Source organism: Serratia proteamaculans (assembly GCF_013337185.1).
Lineage (GTDB): Bacteria > Pseudomonadota > Gammaproteobacteria > Enterobacterales > Enterobacteriaceae > Serratia > Serratia proteamaculans_D.
Genome location: NZ_SWDE01000001.1, coordinates 212,187 through 235,018, shown reverse-complemented (window position 1 = coordinate 235,018; position 22,832 = coordinate 212,187). Strand labels below are relative to the sequence as shown.

The window sequence follows — 22,832 nt, the reverse complement described above, 5'->3', positions numbered from 1 at the left end:
CCCGCCCAATGTTACAGAAATATTAAATTTTTATTACACACTAGACTCTCACTCCCGACTGGCTTAGCTTGAAGGCAATCTTCCCGCAGAAAGGCTTCAAAATGAGCGAGATATCTACACTAACGATTAAAATCCCTCTGGAACTCAAAGAGAAAATTCGTGCCATTGCCGCCGATAACCAACTTTCTCTGAGCGCCGAGGTCTGTCAACGCCTTGAAAATAGCTTCGACTTACCGACTAAAGCCGCTAAAAAGTCGACGGAGTTGCATCACGGTGAAATCGATAATCAGGAAGTTGAAGAAGAAATTGAGCAGCCGCTGAACCAGAAAGAATTGAAGAAGCTGCGTCAACTGCTGAAAGGCGGCGCCAAAGCCGGCAAGAAAAAATAAATCGCTAACATCATTAAAAAAACGGGGCTATTTTAGCCCCGTTTTTATTGCCACTTATTGTCCATCCAGCCCACGGATCGGTTTAACCGATGACCAGGCCCGGCATGAAGGGCAATGCCAATACAGCGAGTGTGCGGTAAACCCGCATTTATGGCAGCGATAGCGCGGCTTGGTACGTATTTGTTCGCCGACCATATCACGCAGTAACAACAGACTTTCTTTCGCACGGCCGTCTTCCGCATCTGCCAGGTGATAATCCATCAGGCGATAGAATACACGCATCGTCGGGTGACGCTGGAGCTGACGGTTGATATAGACCTGCACCACGTCACGGCCTTCATTCTGCTCAATAATCTCCGCCAGCATCAGCTCAGCGGTGGCACCGGTATTTTCTTCGACACAGCGTTTGAGGAAGTCAGCCCAATCCTGTTGCTGTTCCAGATGCTGGTAACACTCATGCAGCATCGGCAAGGTTTCGCTCACCAGCTCTTTATCCTGGTTCAGCACCCGCGTGAGTGACTCAACCGCCTTGGCGTATTCGCCCTGCGCCATATAAATGCGCCCCACCATTATAGATACCCGGGCGCACTGTTTATCTGCCGAGGCCGCTTTTTTCAGCAAGCCCATTGCCTTATCGAGATCGTCACTGCCCATCGCCTGCAATGCCAGTTCGCAGTAGAAATGGGCGATCTCGATACGTTGTTTATCTTTACCCAACTTGACCAGTTTTTCCGCCACGTCGATGGCTTTTTGCCAGTCGCTGGTTGCCTGATGGATCACCAACAGTTGCTGCAACGCGGAAATGCGGAAATCTTCTTCGCCGATTAATTGGCCGAACATATCTTCGGCGCGATCGTACATGCCGGCAGCCATATAATCGCGTCCCAGCTGTTGCACGGCCAACAGGCGTTGTTCGAAGGTCAGAGAGGCGCTTTCCATCAGTGCCTGATGGATACGGATTGCGCGGTCGACTTCGCCGCGCGAACGGAACAGGTTGCCCAGCGTCAGGTGGGCTTCTACGGTGTTGCTGTCCTCTTTCAACATATCAAGGAACAGATCGACCGCTTTATCCTGCTGGTTGGAAAGCAGGAAGTTAACCCCGGCCACATACTCACGCGACAGACGGTTAGCTTCCTGTTGTTTGTCCTGTTGAGCACTTCTGCGCCCCATGTACCAGCCGTACGCGGCAGCCACGGGCAACAACAGAAACAGCAGCTCTAACATAGAAGGTTATTCCTTGCTGACAACGGACGGAACTGCCGATTCAGCAGGTTGTTCAAGCTGCAGTTCCAGCCTTTTGATTTTGCGTTCGGCTCGCCCCAGCGCAATACGGGTACGCAGATAAAACAGGCCACAAATGACCCAGCCGAGAACGAAACCGGCGCCAAACAACGCCGCCAACAGGGTCGATACGCGATAGTCGCCCTGCGCAACCAGATAGTTAAAACTCACAACCTGATCGTTATGCGCGCCCAACGTGACAGAAATCACGAAAATCACCAGAACCAACAAAAAAATCAGCAAATATTTCACATTCTTTCCCGCGATGCCGAGTTAATCGGATGAATTCTACCCTATAGCTTTCAAGTTGTAGCCAGGCGGCCAGCTCGCTCATCTCCAGGCGCTTACTCAAGTAAGTCACTGGTGTGAGCGAGTGCAGATAACAACGCTGCGACTTGAAAGATGACGGGTATATGCCAATACGTGGCTTCCCTAACCTTTAAGTTAGCATTTCCCATCGTGGCAGGGAAACCCTGCGGCACGATAAAACCACATATCTGCTGGCATATTCGACAGTAAACGACGCTCCCGAACAAATTAATGAGAAAGCTTCTCAAAATAATAGATTAATAAGGATGTGGGGGCATTAATGAGAATTGCAATGACGGGAAATGTAAGCGGTTAATGCGGTGCCATAACGGCCCCGCATTAAGTGACGGCGTCACCTATCTTTTGTCCACCGAGGTTCTTTCCGCAATTTCCTGCTGCTCTTGCGGCGGTGGCGTTAAAGGGCCAAACCAGCGTTGGGCCAACCAGCAAGCTATTGTCACCAGCAGCCAACTGATCAGGGTCGCCACCGCCAGATCCCGTGGCCAGTGCATGCCCAGCAGCAAACGGCTGCCCATGACACCTATTGCCCACACCATCAAGACCGCTACGGTCTTGTAGTGCCGTCTTGGCCACAACAGCCCTACGCCCAGTAGCGCCCAACTGGCGGCAAACATCGTATGGCCGGAAGGGAACGCAAAGCCGGTCTCAAACTGCCAGTGCTCACGTAGCCATACCGGTACCAGCGCTTGATCCTGAAGTTGCTCTTTCACCAATGCGCCCCGCTCTTTACGTTTGAGCGAGTAAAAGTACTTTTCATCAATCTGGTGGGCCGACTCTAACCACAGCACAAATGGCCGTGGCTCCTGCACGCGATCCTTGATCAAGGACTTCACGCCCTGTCCGATCAGAATCGACGCGCTGAGCAGCACCAACAACCCAATGGCCGGTCTGATACGAAAACGCAGGCACCACAAAAACCAGGCGCCAAGAATAATACTGGTGAGGATCCCCCAGGGCGAAGTGACTGTTTCAGTCATCCAGTACAGACCTTTCAACAACCTGCCATCGCCACCTGGTTGCCATTGCCAGCCGGAAATCCATACCGCCAGCGGCATCAGCAACAGCACTAGTGCGCCTGCCGCCGTACGTTTTGCAATCTCAAACATTCCCATTGTCCTTTGCATAAGCCAATTCGCAGTGTAACAATCTTGCAATATTGATAACACTCGAAAAATTAAACAGATAAACGGCCTATTGCAATAATAGTTGGCTGAAAACGCCGGATGCTGATTTGCTAAGCACCTCAGGGCAAGAAGTTATGGCAAAATAGCCGATAATTAATGAAATGCCGATCGTCGTTGTGCATTTAATACTGGTCAGCTCACTGGGCCGGAAGTAGGATGCGCAACCATGGTTGAATCGGAAGTATTTGTGGAGAGCAACATGCAGCTTAAACGGGTGGCAGAGGCCAAATTGCCAACACCTTGGGGCGATTTCCTGATGGTAGGATTCGAAGAACTGGCAACCGGACACGATCATCTGGCGCTGGTGTTCGGGGATATTTCTGGCGCAACACCGGTACTCTCACGGGTACATTCTGAGTGTCTGACTGGTGATGCCTTATTCAGCCTGCGCTGCGACTGCGGTTTTCAGCTGGAAGCCGCACTGGAGCATATCGCGGAAGAAGGTCGCGGTATCCTGCTCTACCATCGCCAGGAAGGTCGTAATATCGGTTTGCTGAACAAGATCCGCGCTTATGCGCTGCAGGACAAGGGGGCTGATACGGTAGAAGCCAACCACCAGTTGGGTTTTGCTGCGGATGAACGTGATTTCACCCTGTGTGCGGACATGTTCAAACTGCTGGGCGTGGATGCGGTGCGTTTACTGACCAACAACCCGAAAAAGGTCGAGATCCTGACCGAAGCCGGTATCAACATTACCGAGCGTGTGCCACTGATCGTCGGTCGCAACCCGAAGAACGAGCGTTATCTGGCCACCAAGGCCGCAAAAATGGGCCATTTGCTGGACCAAGAGTAATTTCCTCGCGAGGAAAAATCAGGGCGCCATGAATGAAAGGCGCCCTTTTTATTACAGCATTTTCCTGATCACGTAGTGCAGGATGCCGTCATTTTCATAGTAGGTCAGCTCATTGCCGGTATCGATTCGGCAACGGGTATTGACCACTTCCTTGCGCCCATCGGCATAAGTGATCAGCACCGGCACCACTTGCCCTGGTTTCAGCGTTTGTAACCCGCTGACGCTGATCTGCTCATCACCACTCAGCCCCAGGGTTTTACGCGTCACACCTACCGGGAACTCCAGCGGCAAAATACCCATACCAATCAGGTTAGAACGGTGAATACGTTCAAAGGATTCGGCAATCACCACGCGAACCCCCAACAGACGTGGCCCTTTCGCAGCCCAGTCACGGCTGGAGCCGGAACCGTATTCTTTACCGGCGATCACCGCCAGCGGTACCTGCTCCTGCTGATACTGCATCGCAGCATCGTAGATCGATAACTGATTCTGTGACGGGATATGGCGGGTATAACCCCCTTCAACCCCCGGCACCATTTCGTTACGGATGCGGATGTTGGCAAAGGTGCCACGCATCATGACTTCATGGTTACCACGGCGTGAACCGTAGGAGTTGAAATCCAGCGCCGCAACGCCATGATCGCTCAGATAGCGGCCTGCCGGGCTGTCGCGTTTGATGTTCCCTGCCGGAGAGATATGGTCGGTGGTCACCGAGTCAGCCAGGATTGCCAGGATGCGGGCGTCCTTGATGTCCTGCACCGGATCCGGCTGCACTTTCATGCTGCTGAAGAACGGCGGATGGCGAATATAGGTGGAGTCCGCCTGCCATGGATAGGTGGCCGAACCGGCAACCTGAATCGACTGCCAGTTGGCGTCACCGTCAAACACCGCGCCGTATTCCTTATGGAACATCTCGGTACGCACTTCCTCAACGGCCTGGGCAATGTCCTGGCTGCTCGGCCAAATATCCTTCAGATACACCGGCTGGCCGTCACGGCCTTCACCCAGCGGCTCTTTGGTCAGATCAATCTTCATACTGCCGGCAAGCGCATAGGCAACCACCAAGGGTGGCGAGGCCAGCCAGTTGGTCTTCACCAGCGGATGAATACGGCCCTCGAAGTTACGGTTACCTGACAACACCGCACCTACGGTCAGATCGCCCTCTTTAATCGCCTGCTCAATAGGCTCAGGCAATGGCCCGGAGTTACCGATACAGGTAGTACAGCCGTAACCCACCAGGTTAAACCCAAGTTCTTCCAGGTAGGACGTCAGCTTGGCGCTGTCGAAATAGTCGGTCACCACTTTGGATCCCGGCGCCAGGGAGGTTTTCACCCAGGGTTTGGTTCTCAGCCCTTTTTTCACCGCATTTTTCGCCAGCAGGCCGGCTGCCATCATTACGCTGGGGTTAGAGGTGTTGGTACAGGAGGTAATGGCGGCGATCACCACCGCACCGTTATGCAGGTCGTGCTGCTGCCCGTTAAGGGTGAAGGGTTTAAATTCGGATTTTCGTTGCTGGTTACCGATCTCCAGCTCGGTAGCGGCATTGAAAGCCTTGGGCACCTCTGGCAGTGCCACTCGATCCTGCGGGCGCTTCGGCCCGGCCAGGCTGGCTACCACCGTCGACATATCCAGTGCCAGAGTGCTGGTAAACACCGGCTCGTCGCCAGGGTTGCGCCACATGCCCTGCGCTTTGGCATAGGCTTCCACCAGCGCGATTTGCTCATCGCTGCGGCCACTCAGCTTCATATACCCCAGCGTCACTTCGTCCACCGGGAAGAAGCCACAGGTAGCACCAAACTCCGGTGACATGTTGGCAATGGTCGCTCGGTCAGCCAGCGGTAGATCCGCCAAGCCGTCACCGTAGAACTCAACAAACTTGCCCACGACGCCGTGCTTACGCAGCATCTGGGTGACGGTCAACACCAGGTCGGTAGCGGTAATGCCTTCACTGAGTTTACCGGTGAGTTTAAAGCCCACCACGTCCGGGATCAGCATCGATACCGGCTGACCAAGCATCGCCGCTTCGGCTTCGATACCACCCACGCCCCAACCAAGAATGCCCAGGCCGTTGATCATGGTGGTGTGGGAGTCGGTGCCCACCAGCGTGTCCGGATAGGCAATGCGCTGACCGCTTTCGTCGGTGTGCCACACGGTTTGGCCAAGATACTCCAGGTTAACCTGGTGACAGATACCGGTGCCCGGCGGCACTACGCGGAAGCGGTTGAAGGCTTTCTGCCCCCAACGCAGGAAGGTATAGCGCTCGTGGTTACGCTCCATTTCGATACGCACGTTTTCTTCAAACGCTTCGTCATCGCCGAACTCATCAACGGTGACCGAGTGGTCAATCACCAGATCGACCGGTGACAACGGGTTAACCTGGTCAACATTGCCGCCCAATCGCTGCACTGCTTCACGCATCGCGGCCAGGTCCACCACCGCAGGCACGCCGGTAAAATCCTGCATCAATACACGGGCCGGGCGGTAGGCAATCTCGCGGTCGGCATGGCCGGTTTGTAACCAGCCAACGATAGCTTTCAGGTCGTCAACCAGCACGGTGTCGCCATCCACATGGCGCAGCAGGTTTTCCAACAGCACTTTCATTGATTTTGGCAGCCGGTCGATATCACCCAGCTGTCTCGCGGCCAGTGGCAGACTGTAATAGCGATACTCACTATTGAGCGCAACCAGCTTATCCATACTCGTTTCACGAAGATCGGACGACATAGCTCCTCCATTTCTTATTATGCATAAAACAGGGTAATCACTGAGGTCTTACTTAAAGATAACACAAAGATGATGTAACGTTTTGATAACAACACGTTTTGATCATAACGATAGGCAGAAGTAATCAAGAATGGAGAAGTTGTTTTTTCCCAACGGCTTAGGCATGGGTTGCACTGAGCACAGAATAACAAGTGGGTCATGTTCCCGCTTCGGTAGCTATCTGTTAAGGTTCCTTTCCAACCGTTCGAAGAACAACTTGCGACTTACCGCGCAGCATGGGCAGTGATGCCAAAGTCATATTTTAAATCCAAGGAGCGAGCAGTGGCATTTTTGGGATTCGTCAGAGAACGTGAGTGTCAGCGCTGGCAAGGCGCCCCGCCCTATATTCCTGCCTTCAGCTTTCATGAAAAACATCAGTCAGCCCCCATTAATGCCACACCTGAAGCCATTATTCAGGCGGTGCTTGCGCTGGATATGGCCGAGGACCCAATCATCAGTCGGTTACTGATGCTGCGTCAGTTACCCACGAAGCTGCGCCAATGGTTCACCAACACCAAGAACGTTGCGCCGGCCGCTGCATTTGGTTTCGACACTTTTACCCTGTTGCATCAGAGCAATAATGAAATTTCTCTTGGATTGGCCGGTCGTTTCTGGCGCCCGACCATGGGGGTGGCAAGTCTGGCCAATGCTGAAGAGTTTGACCATTACAACGATCCCGATGCGGCTAAACTGGTGTTGCGCTTCAACGTCACGCAGGACAGTGCGGGTTGGGCAACGCTAACTACGGAAACCTTTGTCTGGTGCCCTACGCCCCAGGTAAAAGCGCGTTTCGCCTGCTATTGGGGAGCCATTCGCCCGGCCAGCGGTTGGATAAGGCGCCGTACCCTGCTTGCCGTGCAGCAGAAACTGGCAATGAGATGACGAATTGGTGCCGTGCGATGGGTGTTCAAAGGGGATATCAGAGGTGAAAAAACCTGAAAAAGATAAAACAGGGAGGGGTTGGTTCCCCTCCTGCTATCAGCCATTAACCTGACGGCTTACTTCTCCGGCAGCTTGATGTCTTTAAACATCGCTTCAATCTCTTCGTTGGAACGCAGCGCAACGGCGCTATCGACCACGTCGCGCGTCAGATGCGGAGCAAAGCGCTGGATGAAATCGTACATATAACTGCGCAGGAAGGTGCTGCGGCGGAAACCGATTTTGGTGGTGCTGTATGTGAAGATATCACGCGCATCCACCGTCACCAGGTCGGGATCCTGAATCGGATCCACGGCCATGCTGGCAATCACCCCTACGCCAAGCCCCAGGCGCACGTAAGTTTTAATCACGTCGGCGTCGGTCGCGGTGAACACGATGCGTGGCGTCAGGCCGGCGCGGTTAAACGCGGTATCCAACTCGGAACGGCCGGTGAAACCGAAGGTATAGGTAACGATCGGGTAAGCCGCCAACTCTTCGATGGTGATGTGGCTTTTACCGGCTAATGGATGATCGGGCTTTACTACCACCGCGCGATTCCAGTGGTAGCACGGCAGCATGATTAAATCGTCATAGAGGTGCAGCGCTTCAGTGGCGATGGCAAAGTCTGCGGTGCCTTTGGATACGGCTTCTGCGATTTGCGTCGGCGACCCCTGATGCATATGCAGCGAAACTCGCGGATAACGCTCAATGAAGCCTTTAATAACGTTAGGCAGCGCGTAACGTGCCTGAGTGTGGGTAGTGGCTACATACAGTGAACCTTTGTCCGGGTAGGTATGCTCGCCGGCGACGGCTTTGATGGCATCTACCTTGGACAGGACTTCACGGGCGATCCGGATAATTTCCAGGCCTGCCGGGGTCACCTGAGTCAGGTGCTTACCGCTGCGGGCGAAAATCTGGATGCCCAGTTCATCTTCCAGCATCCGCACCTGCTTGCTGATACCGGGTTGTGAAGTGTAAAGCCCTTCTGCCGTCGAGGAGACATTCAGGTTGTGGTTAACCACTTCCACGATGTAACGAAGCTGCTGCAATTTCATATCTTATACCATCCTAGGTTAAACACTGCGTTGAGCCGCAGCCAGGTATATCGGTGTCGCCCCGGTATGCTGAAAAGTAACAAGCCCTAAACTCCGTGTTTCACCCAGACGCTGAAGAAACCGCCGTTGTTAATAAGCTTTAATCATAAAAAAACTTTTTATATAACCACTATATCACGCTACAGCTTCAAGTATAGATCCACGTCACACTGTGGTAACGATTATTTTGCATTGCGATCAAGGTGAAACCCTGGCCCCAGGAGGGAAAAAACAGTCAAGGATAGATCCGTTAGCCCTCTTTGGCCAATAAAAAACCAGCCACATGGGCTGGTTTTTAATGTTGCATTCAGGCTGCAAATTTACTTTTTGCCTTCAACCCATTTGCCATCAATGTAGAAAGCAGACCAGCCAGTGGCTTTGCCGTCTTTCTCTGCAGAGACGTACTGCTGCTTGGTCTTGCGGCTGAAACGCACCAAGGTTTTGTTGCCTTCCGCATCTGCCACTGGCGCATCCGCCAGATAACGCAGTTTCTCAGGCAGACGGTCCTTGAAACGGGCCAACTCTTCCACCAGCGGCGCACGGGTTTCGCGCGATTTAGGGAAGGTATTAGCCGCCAGGAACACACCGGCCGCGCCGTCACGCAGAACAAAGTAAGCGTCCGACTTTTCGCATGGCAGTTCCGGCAATGGAACCGGATCTTCCTTCGGCGGTGCAACATCACCGTTACGCAGGATCTTACGGGTATTTTTGCAGCTCTCGTTGGTGCAACCCATGTACTTGCCGAAGCGCCCCATTTTCAGGTGCATTTCAGAACCACACTTATCGCACTCAACCACAGGACCGTCGTACCCTTTCAGGCGGAATTCACCCTCTTCGATCTCATAGCCGTCACACGCTGGGTTGTTGCCGCACACGTGCAGCTTGCGCTGGTTATCGATCAGGTAGCTGTCCATCGCCGTGCCGCATTTCTGGCAACGACGGCGGGCACGCAAGGCGTTGGTTTCCGCGTCATCCCCTTCGAGAATGTTGAGCACTTCCGTTTCCGGCACCAGGTTAATGGTGGTTTTACAACGTTCCTTCGGCGGCAATGCATAGCCGGAGCAACCCAGGAAAACGCCGGTGCTGGCAGTACGGATACCCATCTTGCGACCGCAGGTTGGGCAATCGATGCTGGTCATCACCATCTGATTCGGGCGCATACCGCCTTCTTCCGGCTCTTTCTCGGCCGTTTCCAGCTGTTCGCTGAACTCGGCAAAGAACTCATCCAGCACCGCTTTCCACTCAGCCTGGTTATTGGCTACCTGGTCCAGACCGTTTTCCATACGTGCGGTGAAGTCATAGTTCATCAGCTCGCGGAAATTTTCTTCCAGACGATCGGTAACGATCTCACCCATTTTTTCAGCGTAGAAACGGCGGCTTTCGACTCGCACATAACCACGATCCTGAATGGTTGAGATGATTGAAGCGTAGGTCGATGGACGCCCGATACCCCGTTTTTCCAGCTCTTTTACCAAGGACGCTTCGCTATAACGCGCTGGCGGCTTGGTAAAGTGCTGGCTTGGGATCAGCTTCTGCAGTTCCAGATCGCTGCCTACTTCAACATACGGCAAGGTGCGGTCTTCATCACCCTTACGCAGAGCAGGCATCACTTTGGTCCAGCCATCGAAACGCAGCGTACGGCCTTTGGCGCGCAGCTGGTAATCAGCGGCTTTAACCGAAAGCGTGGTGGAGTCGTACTGCGCCGGTGTCATCTGACAGGCAACAAACTGGCGCCAAATCAGCTGATACAGTTTTTGCGCATCCGCTTCCATATCTTTCAACTGCTCGGCCAGCACGTTGACATCCGACGGACGGATGGCTTCGTGAGCTTCCTGCGAGTTTTCTTTGCTGCTGTACTGGTTCGGCGCTTTCGGCAGGTACTTGTCGCCGAAGTTGTCACCGATGTAACCACGCACCATCTCGAGCGCATCCTGGCTCAGGTTGGTGGAGTCGGTACGCATATAGGTGATGTGACCGGCTTCATACAGGCGCTGAGCCATCATCATGGTTTTCTTCACGCCAAAGCTCAGACGGGTACTGGCCGCCTGCTGCAACGTAGAAGTAATATAAGGTGCACCCGGCTTGCTGCTGGTCGGCTTGTCTTCGCGATCCAGTACCGTATAACGGGCTTTTTCCAGCACTTTGAGTGCGGCGTGAGTCTGCTCACGGTTAACCGGTTTGAAGGGTTTGTCGTGGGCATGAGTCACTTCCATCTGCAGCGCGGTATCACCCTTCGCCAACAGATCGGCGTGCAACTCCCAGTATTCTTCCGGCACGAAGGCTTTGATGTCGCGCTCACGCTCCACCACCAGTCGAACCGCAACGGATTGCACTCGCCCAGCGGACAAGCCACGGGCAATTTTCTTCCACAGCAGCGGCGAGACCATGTAACCCACCACGCGGTCCATAAAGCGACGCGCCTGCTGTGCGTTGACACGATCGATATTCAGTTCGCCGGGCTGTTTGAACGCATTTTGGATCGCGTTCTTGGTAATTTCGTTAAACACCACGCGGCTAAAGCGTTTGTCGTCACCACCGATAACTTCCCGCAGGTGCCAGGCAATGGCTTCCCCTTCGCGGTCAAGGTCGGTTGCGAGATAAATGTGGTCGGCGTTTTCCGCTAACGACTTTAACTCGGCAACAACTTTTTCTTTACCCGGCAGGATTTCGTAATGTGCTTTCCAGCCATGGTAAGGATCGACGCCCATACGATTTACCAGCGCCGTCGTCGGATCTTTTTTAACTTTCTTCTTGGCTTTGTCTTCGGTTGAGTCAGCGCTCTTTTTGCTGGCTGAGCCACTGGTCGGCAAATCACGGATATGACCGACGCTGGACTTCACCACGTAGTCATTACCTAAATATTTATTAATAGTTTTGGCTTTTGCCGGGGACTCAACTATTACGAGAGCTTTACCCATATTTACCTTTACCTAATTTTATTTCTTCTAAAAAGAAGTCTTTTATCTCGCCTTGCCGCAGCGATTCGTATCTCTTTTTTATATTGCGGCACTCTGGCAAGAGATCAACATGTTTTTTTCTATTGGCTGCTTAACTGCTCAACCTGAACGCAAGTTGTTGATCCTGGCCGCTATTCACCCATACCCCAGAAGTATGGCTGTGTGAAACTCACTTATGGCGTAAACAAAACCTTCCACCCGACGCCGCAAAATCCCACACTGTACCTGATAAAAAGCGTCACGCAACCTAATTAGCACGGAAAGGCAGATTTCGCCAATCAGCAGATAGTGCTGGCCATCCAGACGGCAAATAAACCTTAGTCTGTTTGCGGATAAATGCGAACTGGCGTTAGAATATGTGCAGAATTTTTCATTGGAGTGTAATAAATGCGCACTGAAACCTCACCTATTGCCCGTGAAGCCCTGCTGGAAGAAGCAAATAATCTAATTCGTCAGCATGATGATTATCTGCAAGGTATGGTTGCCACCGATGTTGAACAAAAAGGCAGCGTTTTAGTTTTCCGCGGTGAATTCTTTTTGGATCCGGATGGATTGCCAACAATAAAAACTACCGCAGTATTTAATATGTTTAAACACTTGGCCCACGTGTTTTCTGATAAATATCATTTAGTCGACTAAGCATTAAAAAGGGGGTGTTAGCCCCCTTGATGTTTAATCGTCCGGTTTAAAGCAGTGGCTTTTCACCACGCTGCCACCAGCGTAACAACAGACGATCGACACTTTCTGCCGCACTGCCGGTAAAACGGTCCATCATGCGTTTGCGACGCGCATAGCGCACCCCAACCACCTCGTGGTTCTCCATTTCAGCGATCAGCAAATCGTCACTGGTGCCAATGGCGTCAATCAGGCCTTTCTCCTTGGCCTGGATGCCAAACCAATGTTCGCCGGTCGCCACGCTGTCGATATCCAGCGATGGACGTTGCTGATGCACAAACTGTTTAAACAGCTCATGGGTGTCGTTCAGATCTTCACGGAATTTCTCACGGCCCTGCTCGGTATTTTCACCAAACAGCGTCAGCGTGCGTTTGAACTCACCGGCAGTGTGCAGCTCTACATCAATATCGTTCTTTTTCAGCAGGCGGTGGAAGTTGGGGATTTGCGCCACGACGCCGATTGAGCCGATGATGGCAAAGGGAGCCGCAACAATGCGATCCGCCACGCAGGCCATCATATAACCCCCGCTGGCCGCCACTTTGTCTACCGCTACCGTCAGGCGAATACCGCCGGTGCGTAAGCGTGCCAGTTGCGATGACGCCAGGCCGTAACCGTGTACCACCCCACCCGGACTTTCCAACCGCAGCAATACTTCGTCTTGCGGCGTCGCCACCGCCAGTACCGCCGAGATTTCCTCACGCAGTGAGGTCACCTCATGGGCATCCATGCTGCCTTTGAAATCCAGCACGTACAGGCAAGGCTTGGTGGCTTCAACCGCACCGGCTTTAGCGCGTTGTTTCTTCAGTTTATCGTCGGCCTTGGTCTGCTTTTTAAACTGCTTGTTCCAGGCCTTTTGTTCCGCATCGCCCATGCGCGCCAGGCGCATATCACGCTGCATGTCCCGATACTGTTCGCCGAGGTCAGTTAGCTGCAGTTCCCCTTTCTGGCGGTTCTTACGTTGCCCCAGGCTGACCGCCAGCAACGCCAGCGCGGCGATGGCAATGACTACCGTCGCGACTTTGGCCAAAAACAGGCCGTAAACAGATATAAACTCCACAGATTCCGCCTTTATTAACAGGTTGTTAGTATGATCTCATTCATTCTAGCCAACCGACGCGGTGGCTGTCGCGGCTAAATAAAAATTCCTTGTGATACCTCTTTACTATGTGGGCGCCCAGGGGCTTAACCAAGCCGCTGCTGTTCCATTTTTGTTACAAAAGAATGCCGATTCTGCTGCCTAATCATTGAAAATACGATCCATTTGAGGCATATAACACGGATTATTCATCAAGATGATGAGCCAAATTCGCTGTGGGGCCCTGCATGCGGTCGAGCCTTAGCTCCTGTCATGGCCTCTCAACCCACCCCTCTCCCCGATGCAAGCGGGAGACCAGCCACCAAGGCGCGAGGAATTATTGTGCATTACCAACCTAAACAAGATTTGCTGGAAAAACGTATTATTTTGGTCACCGGCGCCGGTGATGGCATCGGTCGCGAAGCGGCGCTCACTTACGCAAAATTCGGCGCGCAACTGGTGCTGTTAGGCCGAACCGAAAGCAAACTGCAGGCGGTGCAAGCCGAAATCGCCAAGCTCAGCAGTGCGCCAACCTACATCATCACGCTGGATCTGCTGCATACCACTCAGGAACAATGCCAACAGGTGGCCGATGAATTGGCTACTCATATCCCGCGCCTCGACGGTGTGCTGCATAATGCCGGACTGCTGGGCGATATCGCGCCGATGGCCGAGCTGTCGATGGAGATGTGGAATGAGGTGATGCAGGTGAACGTCAACGCGACCTTTATGCTCACCCAGGCACTGTTGCCACTGCTATTGAAATCCAATGCCGGCTCGCTGGTATTTACCAGCTCCAGCGTCGGCCGTAGCGGGCGCGCTAACTGGGGGGCCTATGCGGTGTCCAAGTTCGCTACTGAGGGCATGATGCAGGTATTGGCCGATGAATACAAAAGTCGTAATCTTCGGGTAAATTGCATCAATCCTGGTGGAACTCGCACTCAAATGCGCGCAACTGCATTCCCGCATGAAGACAAAAGCAAGCTGAAAACCCCGACCGATATTATGCCGCTTTACCTCTATCTGATGGGCGATGACAGCCGACGTAAAACCGGCATGAGCTTCGACGCCCAGCCAAACCGTAAACCCGGCGCCGCCGAATAAAAGGGGCTTTATCATGGCTGAAGATCGCCACCAACAACGTCAGCAACGCCTGAAAGAACAGGTCGATGCCCGTATCGCTGCCGCCCAGGACGCACGGGGTTTACTGTTGATATTCACCGGCAATGGCAAGGGCAAAACCACCGCAGCGTTTGGCACCGTTACCCGCGCTGTCGGCCACGGAATGAAAGCCGCCGTCATTCAGTTTATTAAGGGTGAATGGCCAAACGGGGAAAAAAACCTGTTGCAGCAACATGGCGTTGAATTTCAGGTAATGGCTACCGGTTTTACCTGGGAAACCCAGGATAAAGCCAGCGATACCGCGGCTTGTCAGGTCGTATGGCAACACGGCAAGCGCATGCTGGCCGACAACAGCCTGGATCTGGTGCTGCTGGACGAACTGACCTATATGGTCAGCTACGGCTATCTTGAGCTGGATGAGCTGCTGGAGGCGTTACAACAACGTCCCGCGCACCAAACGGTGATTATCACCGGGCGAGGATGCCATCGGGATCTGTTGGAACTGGCGGACACGGTCACGGAAATGCGGCCGGTGAAACACGCGTTTGACGCAGGTATCAAGGCACAACAGGGAATTGACTGGTAACAGATAGAAAACGCCGCAGCCCGAAGAGGGTTGCGGCGTGATGATTAACTGCGCTTGCTTGGTTTGCCAGGTTTGCTGCCTGTAGTGCTGCGGCGACCGCTGCCGGCAACCTGGGTATGGCGCTTGACGGCACGGCGGATCTGATTGGCTTTCACGCGGCGACGTTCGCGTTCAATCGGCATCTTGCTAACGGTTTCCGGCTTCAATTCAACCAGTTCACGCAGATAGTTAATCGCCGGCAAATCCAGTTCAGTCCAGCCACCACGCGGCAGACCTTTTGGCAGATCGATATCGCCGTAGCGTACGCGGATCAGGCGACTAACCTGAACGCCAACCGCTTCCCAAAGACGACGAACTTCGCGGTTACGCCCTTCGGTCAGGGTCACGTTGTACCACTGGTTGATGCCTTCGCCACCCTGGAAGCTGATGGTGCGGAAAGCGGCCGGGCCGTCTTCCAGCTGAACGCCTTTGCTCAGTTGCTTGATTTTTTCGTCCTCAATCTGACCAAATACACGCACCGCATATTCACGCTCAACTTCACGGCTTGGGTGCATCAGGCGATTCGCCAATTCACCGTCGGTGGTGAACAGCAGCAAGCCTGAGGTATTGACGTCCAGGCGCCCTACTGCCACCCAGCGTGAGCCACGCAGCTTAGGCAGGCGGTCAAACACCGTCGGACGGCCTTCAGGATCGCTACGGGTGCAGAGCTCACCTTCCGGCTTGTAATACGCCAGTACACGGCAAACTTCTTCCTCGGATTCTTTAATCGAAACAACGTGGCCATCCAAACGGATTTTCATTGAAGCGGTCACTTCAACGCGATCACCCAGTTTGGCGACTTTACCGTCGACGCTGACGCGGCCGGCTTCAATAATGGTTTCGATTTCACGACGCGAGCCATGGCCGGCGCGCGCTAAAACTTTCTGTAACTTCTCGCTCATTGAGCAACCTCTAGTGTCGCCTTCACAGGCGTCGGGGGGATGACCGCCGCGGCGTCGAGCGCCACGGCAGTAACAATACGTTTACATAGATCGAACCGCGCATTATACAGGCTTTCAATGGGGTTGAAACCCACTTTATTGCGGGTCGATTATCGAAATATCAGCACGCGCAGGTAAAACAGGCACGGAACCGTTTAGATTAATAATCGCGACCGATTAATTATCGAGGAAATTGACGACCTCGCGATACACCACCTCCGGCTGCTCGAGAATACCAAGATGGGTACGAGCATGCTCCAGCCGCGCCACCGAGAAGAAAGGATGGTTAGCGGCAAATACCTGTTGTTGACGCAGGTAATCTTCTTCACGATCCAGTGAGTAAATATGCCGACAAGCTGGAGGGGAGCTTAATTCGCTCAACCGGTTAAGCGGCGAGGAATATTGCCGATAGGCTTGTTCAATCGCAACACCAGCCGCCTGCCAGACGCGAAAGTCCTCCTGGGCCATTTCAACGGTCAAATGATGCTTTACCTGCGGTTGCTCAGTGCCACCCTGCCAGAAGTCAAACAAGGCATCACGCGCCGCCAGCCACTTTTCTGGCCATTGCATTTGTTGCACCGACGCGAAAAATGCCGGCTCGGGCGGTGTCATTATCCAATCGAGAAACACCATGCCTTGCGCCTGCTGTGGCAAGCCTTCGGCCAGTGCTACAGCAATCCAGCTGGCGTGAGCCACCGACAAGGTGACAAATCGCTCCACCCGCAGCTCAAGTAACAGTTGACGGAGATCCGCCAGCAGATCTTCGGCGTCCAACGACAACGTGGCATCGCGGCCTGACAGGCCGTGCCCACGCCAGTCAAGACTGATCACCCGGTACTGTTGTTCCGCCAGGGTGATAAAAGGATCAAAAACAGTTTTTGGCTCACACCAGCCGGGCAGCAAAACCAGCGTCAGTGGACCTGAACCGGAATCGTGATAATCGAGGGAAAGAGTGCCATGGCGAAACGCTGTCATTTTGTCTCCTAAACGTCCTGCCCCTAAATCAATCAGGGGCTTGTGCGCTAGGGGTAAAATGACAGCGTTTATCGATCTCATCTATGTGAAATGGTGCTAGCAAACAGGCTTCGCACCTAATGAAATAATACGCACTAAACGAACAATTTTAATGACGTTCGCAAGGGTAAGCGGAGGTTAACGCCAGCATAATCACCGAAGGTGCTGAATAGTGCAGTTGTTCCGGGTGTTCATTTAAATACTGCATGACCGCATCCGATGCCATGCCTACGCTCATACCGGCATCCGGGCAAATATTGCGGTTGCCTTGCATCGTAAAGGTATCGAATACCCCTGCCACATAGCCCATAAACAACCCGCCATCGAGCGCTTCGGCAACGGTGGCTGCCCCGTCTTTATTTTTCACATAGCCGCTGGTCTCAGACAGCAAGGCGCTGCCAGAATAAAAACCTGCACTGGCCGCAGAGGAAAACAATATGGCCGCTAAAAGAGAAACGCGCTTAATCATCGCTGTGCATCCTGCCTGATTATCAATTTTTGATATTGTAGAATAGCGGCTTTAACCCTAAATGACGCCGTCTCAGCCACTTTTCAGAATAATGAGCAAAAATTCCGGCAATGAATCAGCGGAAAGGTGTTGGGTCGCCTGCACCCTCGCGCACCACTTCCGGCGCGGATTCGGTCAGGTCGATGACCGTCGTTGGCTGCTGGCCCAGGAATCCGCCGTGGATCACCAGATCCACCTGCTTGCCCAGATGATCGCTGATCTCTTCCGGATCGGATTCGGCAAAATCATTGCCCGGCAGCATCAACGTGGTCGACATCATCGGCTCGTTTAAGACTTCCAGTAACGCCAACGCAATCGGGTTTGACGGCACGCGCAAACCTATGGTTTTGCGTTTGTCGTTCATCAAACGACGCGGCACTTCTTTGGTCGCTTTCAGAATGAAAGTGTAGTTGCCGGGGGTGTTGTTCTTGATCAGTCGGAACGCGGTATTGTCGACATAAGCGTAAGTCGACAGCTCGGACAGGTCGCGACACATCAGCGTAAAGTTATGATTACCGTCCAATTGACGGATGCGGCAGATACGTTCCATTGCCGACTTCTCTTCCAGCTTGCAACCCAGCGCGTAACCGGAATCGGTGGGATAAACGATTACCCCGCCCTTACGCAGCACATCCACCGCCTGATTAATCAGGCGCGGTTGTGGATTGTCTGGATGAATATAAAAAAGCTGACTCATGACTTGCTCCTAAAAATGATGCACGCGGGCGGCGTCGCCCACGTTAAATCAATCGACCTTGGCCAATTGTGGCTGCGGCCAGTCACGCCACACGGGTTCAACACCGCCGGGTAACCACAGTTTGCGACCCAGTTCGATCCACGAGCAGGGTTGATGAAAATCAGACCCCTGCGATGCCAGTAATTGATATTCCTGCGCATACTTTGCCAGTTGCGAACGCTCATGCGGCACCTGCTGACACTGCGCAACCTCCATGGCATCACCGCCATGTTCCGCAAAGTGCGCCAGCAACCGCTTCAGCCATTTGGCCGTCAGATCGTAACGACCCGGGTGAGCGATCACTGCCTGGCCACCGGATTGATGAATCACATCAATGGCTTGTTCTATTGTACACCACTGTGGCGGAACGTAGCCGGTTTTGCCTTTGGCCAGGTATTTCTTGAACACCTGAGCCATATTATCGGCCATGCCGATCTGCACCAGATAACGGGCAAAGTGGCCACGGGTCACTGCACCACCGTCCGCCAGCTTTTGCGCACCTTCAAAAGCACCGTCGATACGCGCTTTAGCCAGCCGCACGCCTATTTCCTGAGCGCGCAGGTTACGGCGTTCGGTCTGTTCGGCCAACAGTTGCACCATCGCCGGGTGCCCGGTCTCAATCCCGAGGCCCACGATATGGATCTCGTGATTTTCCCACAGCGTGGAGATCTCCACCCCGTTAACCAGTTGCAACGGCAGCGACAATTCAGCAATGGTGGCGGCCGCAGCGGCCAGGCCGGCGGTGGTGTCATGATCGGTAATCGCCAGTACGCCCACCCGCATTTCAACCGCTCGCTGCACCAACTGTGTCGGCGTCAAATAGCCGTCAGAGGCAGTGGTGTGGCTGTGTAAGTCGTAGAGAGTAAAGGCGGAGGGCTGGGGGCTGCTGTCTGTCAAAAGGAATATCCGGCAATGGCTTGGCCTTCTATCATACCCGCGATCGCCCGCCGGACGGAAATCTATTCTGGCTCGCGCGCCCCTCCCCTTGATGAAAACAATTCACGCCTGGTGCTAAAACATTGTGCGAAAAGAGGGTTGACTTTATTCCTGCGAACCAGTTAACTAGTACACAAGTTCAGGGCAGTTCCCTGGTTGGATGATAAACAAGAGAGCACAGAAATGAATAAGCAAACTTCTCTTCTTCGCTGGTGGCGTCACTCCCTTTCTCGGGCGGAGTAATCACGCATACCTGTCATCTGACACTGCAGATTCCCTAAGCCCGCTGGTAACGCGGGCTTTTTTATGGACAAATTTTAACTGGAACCACCAATGATGAACATCAAACCACAACTCAAATTACTGAAGGCGGAGGCCAGTTACCGGGGCGATCCGACCACTATTTTCCACCAGCTGTGCGGCGCCCGCCCGGCCACCCTGCTGCTGGAATCGGCTGAGATCAACAGCAAGCAAAACCTGCAAAGCCTGTTGGTGATCGACAGCGCTCTGCGCATCACCGCACTGGGCCGCACCGTGACGCTACAGGCGCTGACCGCCAATGGCGCGGCGATGCTGCCGCTGCTGGATGAGGCCCTGCCGGCAGAAGTCCAGATCCAGGTTCGTCCTAATGGACGTGAACTGATCTTCCCGGTGATTGATGCGATTCAGGATGAAGATGCCCGCCTGCGTTCGCTGTCAGTGTTTGATGCACTGCGCACCCTGCTGACGCTGGTTGACTCCCCGGCGGACGAACGTGAGGCAGTGATGCTCGGTGGGCTGTTTGCCTACGATCTGGTCGCCGGGTTCGAAGACCTGCCGGCACTGCGCCAGGATCAGCGCTGCCCGGACTTCTGCTTCTATCTGGCGGAAACCTTGCTGGTGTTGGATCATCAGCGCGGCGTTGCCCGGCTGCAGGCCAGCGTTTTCACGGCCGATACGGCGGAAGAACAGCGCCTGCAACAGCGCCTGCAACAGCTGCAGGTGCAATTGAAACAGACACCACAGCCTATCCCGCACCAGAAGCTGGAAGACATGCAACTGAGCTGTAACCAGACCGATGAAGAATACGGTGCGGTGGTCAGCGAATTGCAACAGGCCATCCGTCAGGGCGAAATCTTCCAGGTGGTGCCGTCACGCCGTTTCTCACTGCCGTGCCCGGCCCCGTTGGCCGCTTACCAGACGCTGAAAGACAACAACCCAAGCCCATACATGTTCTATATGCAGGATGACGAATTCACCCTGTTCGGTGCTTCGCCGGAAAGCGCGCTGAAATACGACGCCGGCAACCGCCAGATCGAGATCTACCCGATTGCCGGTACCCGTCCTCGCGGCCGTCGTGCCGACGGGTCACTGGATCTGGATCTCGACAGCCGTATCGAACTGGAAATGCGGACCGACCATAAAGAACTGGCCGAGCATCTGATGCTGGTCGATCTGGCGCGTAACGATCTGGCACGTATCTGTCAGGCCGGCAGCCGCTACGTGGCCGATTTGACCAAAGTGGACCGCTACTCTTTCGTGATGCACCTGGTGTCCCGGGTCATCGGCACCCTGCGCGCCGACCTCGACGTGCTGCACGCCTATCAGGCCTGTATGAATATGGGCACCCTGAGCGGCGCCCCCAAAGTGCGCGCCATGCAGTTAATCGCCGCCTCTGAAGGCACCCGTCGCGGCAGCTACGGCGGTGCGGTCGGTTATTTCACCGCCACCGGCGATTTGGATACCTGTATTGTCATCCGCTCCGCGTATGTTGAAGACGGCATTGCTACCGTGCAAGCCGGCGCCGGCGTGGTGCTGGATTCTGTTCCTCAGGCGGAAGCCGATGAAACCCGTAATAAGGCACGTGCCGTGCTGCGTGCCATTGCCAGCGCGCACCATGCCAAGGAGGTGTTCTGATGGCCGATATCTTGCTGCTCGATAACGTCGATTCCTTTACCTACAACCTGGTCGATCAGCTGCGCGCCAGCGGTCATCAGGTCGTGATTTACCGTAACCAGATTTCTGCCGACGTGATTATCGAACGCCTGCAGCAGTTGGAACAGCCGGTGCTGATGCTGTCACCGGGTCCGGGCACCCCGTCCGAGGCCGGCTGCATGCCGGAGCTGTTGCAGCGCCTGCGCGGCCAGTTGCCGATTATCGGCATCTGTCTGGGGCATCAGGCGATTGTCGAAGCCTACGGTGGCCACGTCGGCCAGGCCGGTGAGATTTTGCACGGCAAGGCCTCGGCAATCAGCCACGATGGTGAAGGCATGTTTGCCGGTATGGTGAATCCCCTGCCGGTGGCACGCTACCACTCACTGGTTGGCAGCAATATCCCGGCCGAGCTCACCGTTAACGCCCAGTTTGGCGAAATGGTGATGGCAGTCCGTAATGACCAGCATCGCGTATGCGGTTTCCAGTTCCATCCGGAATCGATCCTGACCACCCATGGCGCGCGTTTGCTTGAGCAGACTCTGGCCTGGGCGCTGGCGAAATAACGAGGGGAAACGACGATGCAAACTATTCTTGAAAAGCTGTACCGTTCAGAGTCGATGAACCAGCAGGAAAGCCAGCTGTTATTCAGCGCCATCGTGCGTGGTGAACTGGAGCCAAGCCAACTGGCCGCCGCGCTGATCAGCATGAAAATCCGCGGCGAACACCCGGAAGAGATCGCCGGTGCAGCCAAGGCATTGCTGGCCGATGCCCTGCCGTTCCCGCGCCCGGACTACCCGTTTGCCGATATCGTCGGCACCGGGGGTGACGGTACCAACAGCATTAATATCTCCACCGCCAGCGCCTTTGTAGCGGCGGCGTGCGGCGCCAAAGTGGCCAAACACGGCAACCGTAGCGTATCCAGCCGGTCGGGTTCATCGGATCTGCTGGCAGCATTTGGTATTCGACTGGATTTACCGGCGGAAGAAGCGCGTAAGGCACTGGATGAACTGGGCGTGTGCTTCCTGTTCGCCCCGCAGTACCACACCGGATTTCGCCATGCGATGCCGGTACGCCAACAGTTGAAAACCCGCACGGTGTTCAACGTGCTCGGCCCATTGATCAACCCGGCACGTCCACCGCTGGCGTTGATCGGCGTTTACAGCCCGGAACTGGTGCTGCCAATTGCCGAAACCCTGCGTGTGCTGGGTTATCAACGGGCGGCAGTGGTACACGGCGGCGGAATGGACGAAGTGGCGATCCACGCGGCTACCCACGTGGCCGAGCTGAACAACGGCGAAATTGAAAGCTATCAACTGACGCCACAGTCCTTCGGGCTGCAAAGCTATCCGCTGGAAGCCCTGCTGGGCGGCACGCCGGAAGAAAATCGTGACATTCTGGCAAGGTTGTTACAAGGTAAAGGTGACCCGGCGCACGCCGCTGCGGTAGCCGCTAATGTGGCGCTGCTGTTGAAGTTATTCGGGCAAGAAGACCTGCGCCAAAATGCGCAGCAGGCACTGGACATGATTCACAGCGGACAGGCTTACGAGCGTGTCACCGCACTGGCAGCAAGAGGATAA

General features: G+C 54.3%; 19 protein-coding genes, 1 pseudogene and 1 other annotated feature. Of the genes and pseudogenes, 8 read left to right on the top strand and 12 right to left on the bottom strand.

What is annotated here, in order from left to right; genetic code table 11:
* The first annotated feature begins 101 nt into the window (after nucleotides 1–101).
* Nucleotides 102–389, top strand: coding sequence for an Arc family DNA-binding protein (locus tag FCL49_RS01185; protein WP_174352073.1), 288 nt, complete (start codon nucleotides 102–104; stop codon nucleotides 387–389).
* 54 nt (nucleotides 390–443) lie between these two features.
* On the opposite strand, the gene lapB is transcribed toward FCL49_RS01185, so the two are convergent.
* The 3 genes from lapB to pgpB all read right to left on the bottom strand — a co-directional run bounded on the left by lapB (nucleotide 444) and on the right by pgpB (nucleotide 3,106).
* A complete protein-coding gene (gene lapB / locus FCL49_RS01180) occupies nucleotides 444–1,613 on the bottom strand; it encodes a lipopolysaccharide assembly protein LapB (protein ID WP_112362439.1) in 1,170 nt (389 codons plus the stop codon).
* Between the two features lie 6 nt (nucleotides 1,614–1,619).
* The gene (locus FCL49_RS01175; RefSeq protein ID WP_174352072.1) at nucleotides 1,620–1,922 is read right to left on the bottom strand and encodes a LapA family protein; all 303 of its coding nucleotides are present in this window, start codon (nucleotides 1,920–1,922) and stop codon (nucleotides 1,620–1,622) included.
* A gap of 413 nt (nucleotides 1,923–2,335) precedes the next feature.
* A complete protein-coding gene (gene pgpB, locus FCL49_RS01170; protein ID WP_174352071.1) occupies nucleotides 2,336–3,106 on the bottom strand; it encodes a phosphatidylglycerophosphatase B in 771 nt (256 codons plus the stop codon).
* Nucleotides 3,107–3,383: 277 nt separating this feature from the next.
* Here pgpB and ribA point away from each other — a divergent pair, with 277 nt between their 5' ends.
* Entirely contained in the window at nucleotides 3,384–3,977 is a 594-nt protein-coding gene (gene ribA / locus FCL49_RS01165) for a GTP cyclohydrolase II (protein ID WP_012145380.1), read from the top strand.
* Between the two features lie 51 nt (nucleotides 3,978–4,028).
* Here ribA and acnA read toward each other — a convergent pair whose 3' ends face one another.
* Nucleotides 4,029–6,701: an aconitate hydratase AcnA gene (gene acnA / locus FCL49_RS01160; RefSeq protein ID WP_174352070.1), complete on the bottom strand. Its 2,673-nt coding sequence runs from the start codon at nucleotides 6,699–6,701 to the stop codon at nucleotides 4,029–4,031.
* Between the two features lie 321 nt (nucleotides 6,702–7,022).
* Here acnA and FCL49_RS01155 point away from each other — a divergent pair, with 321 nt between their 5' ends.
* Nucleotides 7,023–7,622 carry a hypothetical protein gene (locus FCL49_RS01155; RefSeq protein WP_174352069.1) on the top strand — a complete coding sequence of 200 codons (600 nt, stop codon included), beginning with the start codon at nucleotides 7,023–7,025 and terminating at the stop codon, nucleotides 7,620–7,622.
* 116 nt (nucleotides 7,623–7,738) lie between these two features.
* Here the strand turns inward: FCL49_RS01155 and cysB are convergent, their stop codons facing one another.
* A complete protein-coding gene (cysB, locus tag FCL49_RS01150) occupies nucleotides 7,739–8,713 on the bottom strand; it encodes an HTH-type transcriptional regulator CysB (RefSeq protein WP_174352068.1) in 975 nt (324 codons plus the stop codon).
* Between the two features lie 359 nt (nucleotides 8,714–9,072).
* Complete coding sequence (topA, locus tag FCL49_RS01145; RefSeq protein ID WP_135316793.1) at nucleotides 9,073–11,670, bottom strand: type I DNA topoisomerase; 2,598 nt, start codon at nucleotides 11,668–11,670, stop codon at nucleotides 9,073–9,075.
* A 426-nt stretch (nucleotides 11,671–12,096) separates the two neighbouring features.
* On the opposite strand from topA, the gene FCL49_RS01140 reads away from it, so the two are divergent.
* A complete protein-coding gene (locus tag FCL49_RS01140) occupies nucleotides 12,097–12,348 on the top strand; it encodes a YciN family protein (protein ID WP_135316794.1) in 252 nt (83 codons plus the stop codon).
* Nucleotides 12,349–12,394: 46 nt separating this feature from the next.
* Here FCL49_RS01140 and sohB read toward each other — a convergent pair whose 3' ends face one another.
* Nucleotides 12,395–13,441, bottom strand: a complete 1,047-nt coding sequence (sohB, locus tag FCL49_RS01135; RefSeq protein ID WP_174352067.1) for a protease SohB — start codon at nucleotides 13,439–13,441, stop codon at nucleotides 12,395–12,397.
* 360 nt (nucleotides 13,442–13,801) lie between these two features.
* Here sohB and FCL49_RS01130 point away from each other — a divergent pair, with 360 nt between their 5' ends.
* Both FCL49_RS01130 and cobO read left to right on the top strand, forming a co-directional pair.
* Nucleotides 13,802–14,563 carry a YciK family oxidoreductase gene (locus tag FCL49_RS01130; RefSeq protein ID WP_174352066.1) on the top strand — a complete coding sequence of 254 codons (762 nt, stop codon included), beginning with the start codon at nucleotides 13,802–13,804 and terminating at the stop codon, nucleotides 14,561–14,563.
* A gap of 13 nt (nucleotides 14,564–14,576) precedes the next feature.
* Nucleotides 14,577–15,167: a cob(I)yrinic acid a,c-diamide adenosyltransferase gene (gene cobO / locus FCL49_RS01125; RefSeq protein WP_174352065.1), complete on the top strand. Its 591-nt coding sequence runs from the start codon at nucleotides 14,577–14,579 to the stop codon at nucleotides 15,165–15,167.
* Between the two features lie 44 nt (nucleotides 15,168–15,211).
* Here cobO and rluB read toward each other — a convergent pair whose 3' ends face one another.
* From rluB to rnm, 5 genes are all read right to left on the bottom strand, one after another.
* Nucleotides 15,212–16,108 carry a 23S rRNA pseudouridine(2605) synthase RluB gene (gene rluB / locus FCL49_RS01120; RefSeq protein WP_174352064.1) on the bottom strand — a complete coding sequence of 299 codons (897 nt, stop codon included), beginning with the start codon at nucleotides 16,106–16,108 and terminating at the stop codon, nucleotides 15,212–15,214.
* Nucleotides 16,109–16,324: 216 nt separating this feature from the next.
* Entirely contained in the window at nucleotides 16,325–17,122 is a 798-nt protein-coding gene (locus tag FCL49_RS01115) for an alpha/beta hydrolase (protein WP_174352063.1), read from the bottom strand.
* Between the two features lie 148 nt (nucleotides 17,123–17,270).
* The gene (locus FCL49_RS01110) at nucleotides 17,271–17,630 is read right to left on the bottom strand and encodes a Rap1a/Tai family immunity protein (RefSeq protein WP_135316798.1); all 360 of its coding nucleotides are present in this window, start codon (nucleotides 17,628–17,630) and stop codon (nucleotides 17,271–17,273) included.
* Nucleotides 17,631–17,745: 115 nt separating this feature from the next.
* Nucleotides 17,746–18,366: an L-threonylcarbamoyladenylate synthase gene (locus FCL49_RS01105; protein WP_061806390.1), complete on the bottom strand. Its 621-nt coding sequence runs from the start codon at nucleotides 18,364–18,366 to the stop codon at nucleotides 17,746–17,748.
* Between the two features lie 48 nt (nucleotides 18,367–18,414).
* Nucleotides 18,415–19,302, bottom strand: coding sequence for an RNase RNM (gene rnm, locus FCL49_RS01100; protein WP_174352062.1), 888 nt, complete (start codon nucleotides 19,300–19,302; stop codon nucleotides 18,415–18,417).
* A 243-nt stretch (nucleotides 19,303–19,545) separates the two neighbouring features.
* Nucleotides 19,546–19,649, top strand: a sequence feature (Trp leader region).
* A 25-nt stretch (nucleotides 19,650–19,674) separates the two neighbouring features.
* Between rnm and FCL49_RS01095 the strand changes: the two genes are divergently transcribed.
* Nucleotides 19,675–21,237: an anthranilate synthase component 1 gene (locus tag FCL49_RS01095; RefSeq protein ID WP_174352061.1), complete on the top strand. Its 1,563-nt coding sequence runs from the start codon at nucleotides 19,675–19,677 to the stop codon at nucleotides 21,235–21,237.
* A pseudogene (gene trpD / locus FCL49_RS01090) lies at nucleotides 21,237–22,832 on the top strand (bifunctional anthranilate synthase glutamate amidotransferase component TrpG/anthranilate phosphoribosyltransferase TrpD). The gene FCL49_RS01095 and the pseudogene trpD overlap by 1 nt, the downstream one beginning before the upstream one ends.

Bases quoted from the DNA above. Each gene is read 5' to 3' on its own strand.
- ribA (WP_012145380.1), top strand. From the start codon at position 3,384: ATGCAGCTTAAACGGGTGGCAGAGGCCAAATTGCCAACACCTTGGGGC.
- FCL49_RS01105 (WP_061806390.1), bottom strand. From the start codon at position 18,366: ATGAGTCAGCTTTTTTATATTCATCCAGACAATCCACAACCGCGCCTG.
- cobO (WP_174352065.1), top strand. From the start codon at position 14,577: ATGGCTGAAGATCGCCACCAACAACGTCAGCAACGCCTGAAAGAACAG.
- FCL49_RS01115 (WP_174352063.1), bottom strand. From the start codon at position 17,122: ATGACAGCGTTTCGCCATGGCACTCTTTCCCTCGATTATCACGATTCC.
- FCL49_RS01185 (WP_174352073.1), top strand. From the start codon at position 102: ATGAGCGAGATATCTACACTAACGATTAAAATCCCTCTGGAACTCAAA.
- rluB (WP_174352064.1), bottom strand. From the start codon at position 16,108: ATGAGCGAGAAGTTACAGAAAGTTTTAGCGCGCGCCGGCCATGGCTCG.
- lapB (WP_112362439.1), bottom strand. From the start codon at position 1,613: ATGTTAGAGCTGCTGTTTCTGTTGTTGCCCGTGGCTGCCGCGTACGGC.
- FCL49_RS01095 (WP_174352061.1), top strand. From the start codon at position 19,675: ATGATGAACATCAAACCACAACTCAAATTACTGAAGGCGGAGGCCAGT.
- FCL49_RS01140 (WP_135316794.1), top strand. From the start codon at position 12,097: ATGCGCACTGAAACCTCACCTATTGCCCGTGAAGCCCTGCTGGAAGAA.
- cysB (WP_174352068.1), bottom strand. From the start codon at position 8,713: ATGAAATTGCAGCAGCTTCGTTACATCGTGGAAGTGGTTAACCACAAC.
- pgpB (WP_174352071.1), bottom strand. From the start codon at position 3,106: ATGTTTGAGATTGCAAAACGTACGGCGGCAGGCGCACTAGTGCTGTTG.
- topA (WP_135316793.1), bottom strand. From the start codon at position 11,670: ATGGGTAAAGCTCTCGTAATAGTTGAGTCCCCGGCAAAAGCCAAAACT.
- acnA (WP_174352070.1), bottom strand. From the start codon at position 6,701: ATGTCGTCCGATCTTCGTGAAACGAGTATGGATAAGCTGGTTGCGCTC.
- FCL49_RS01110 (WP_135316798.1), bottom strand. From the start codon at position 17,630: ATGATTAAGCGCGTTTCTCTTTTAGCGGCCATATTGTTTTCCTCTGCG.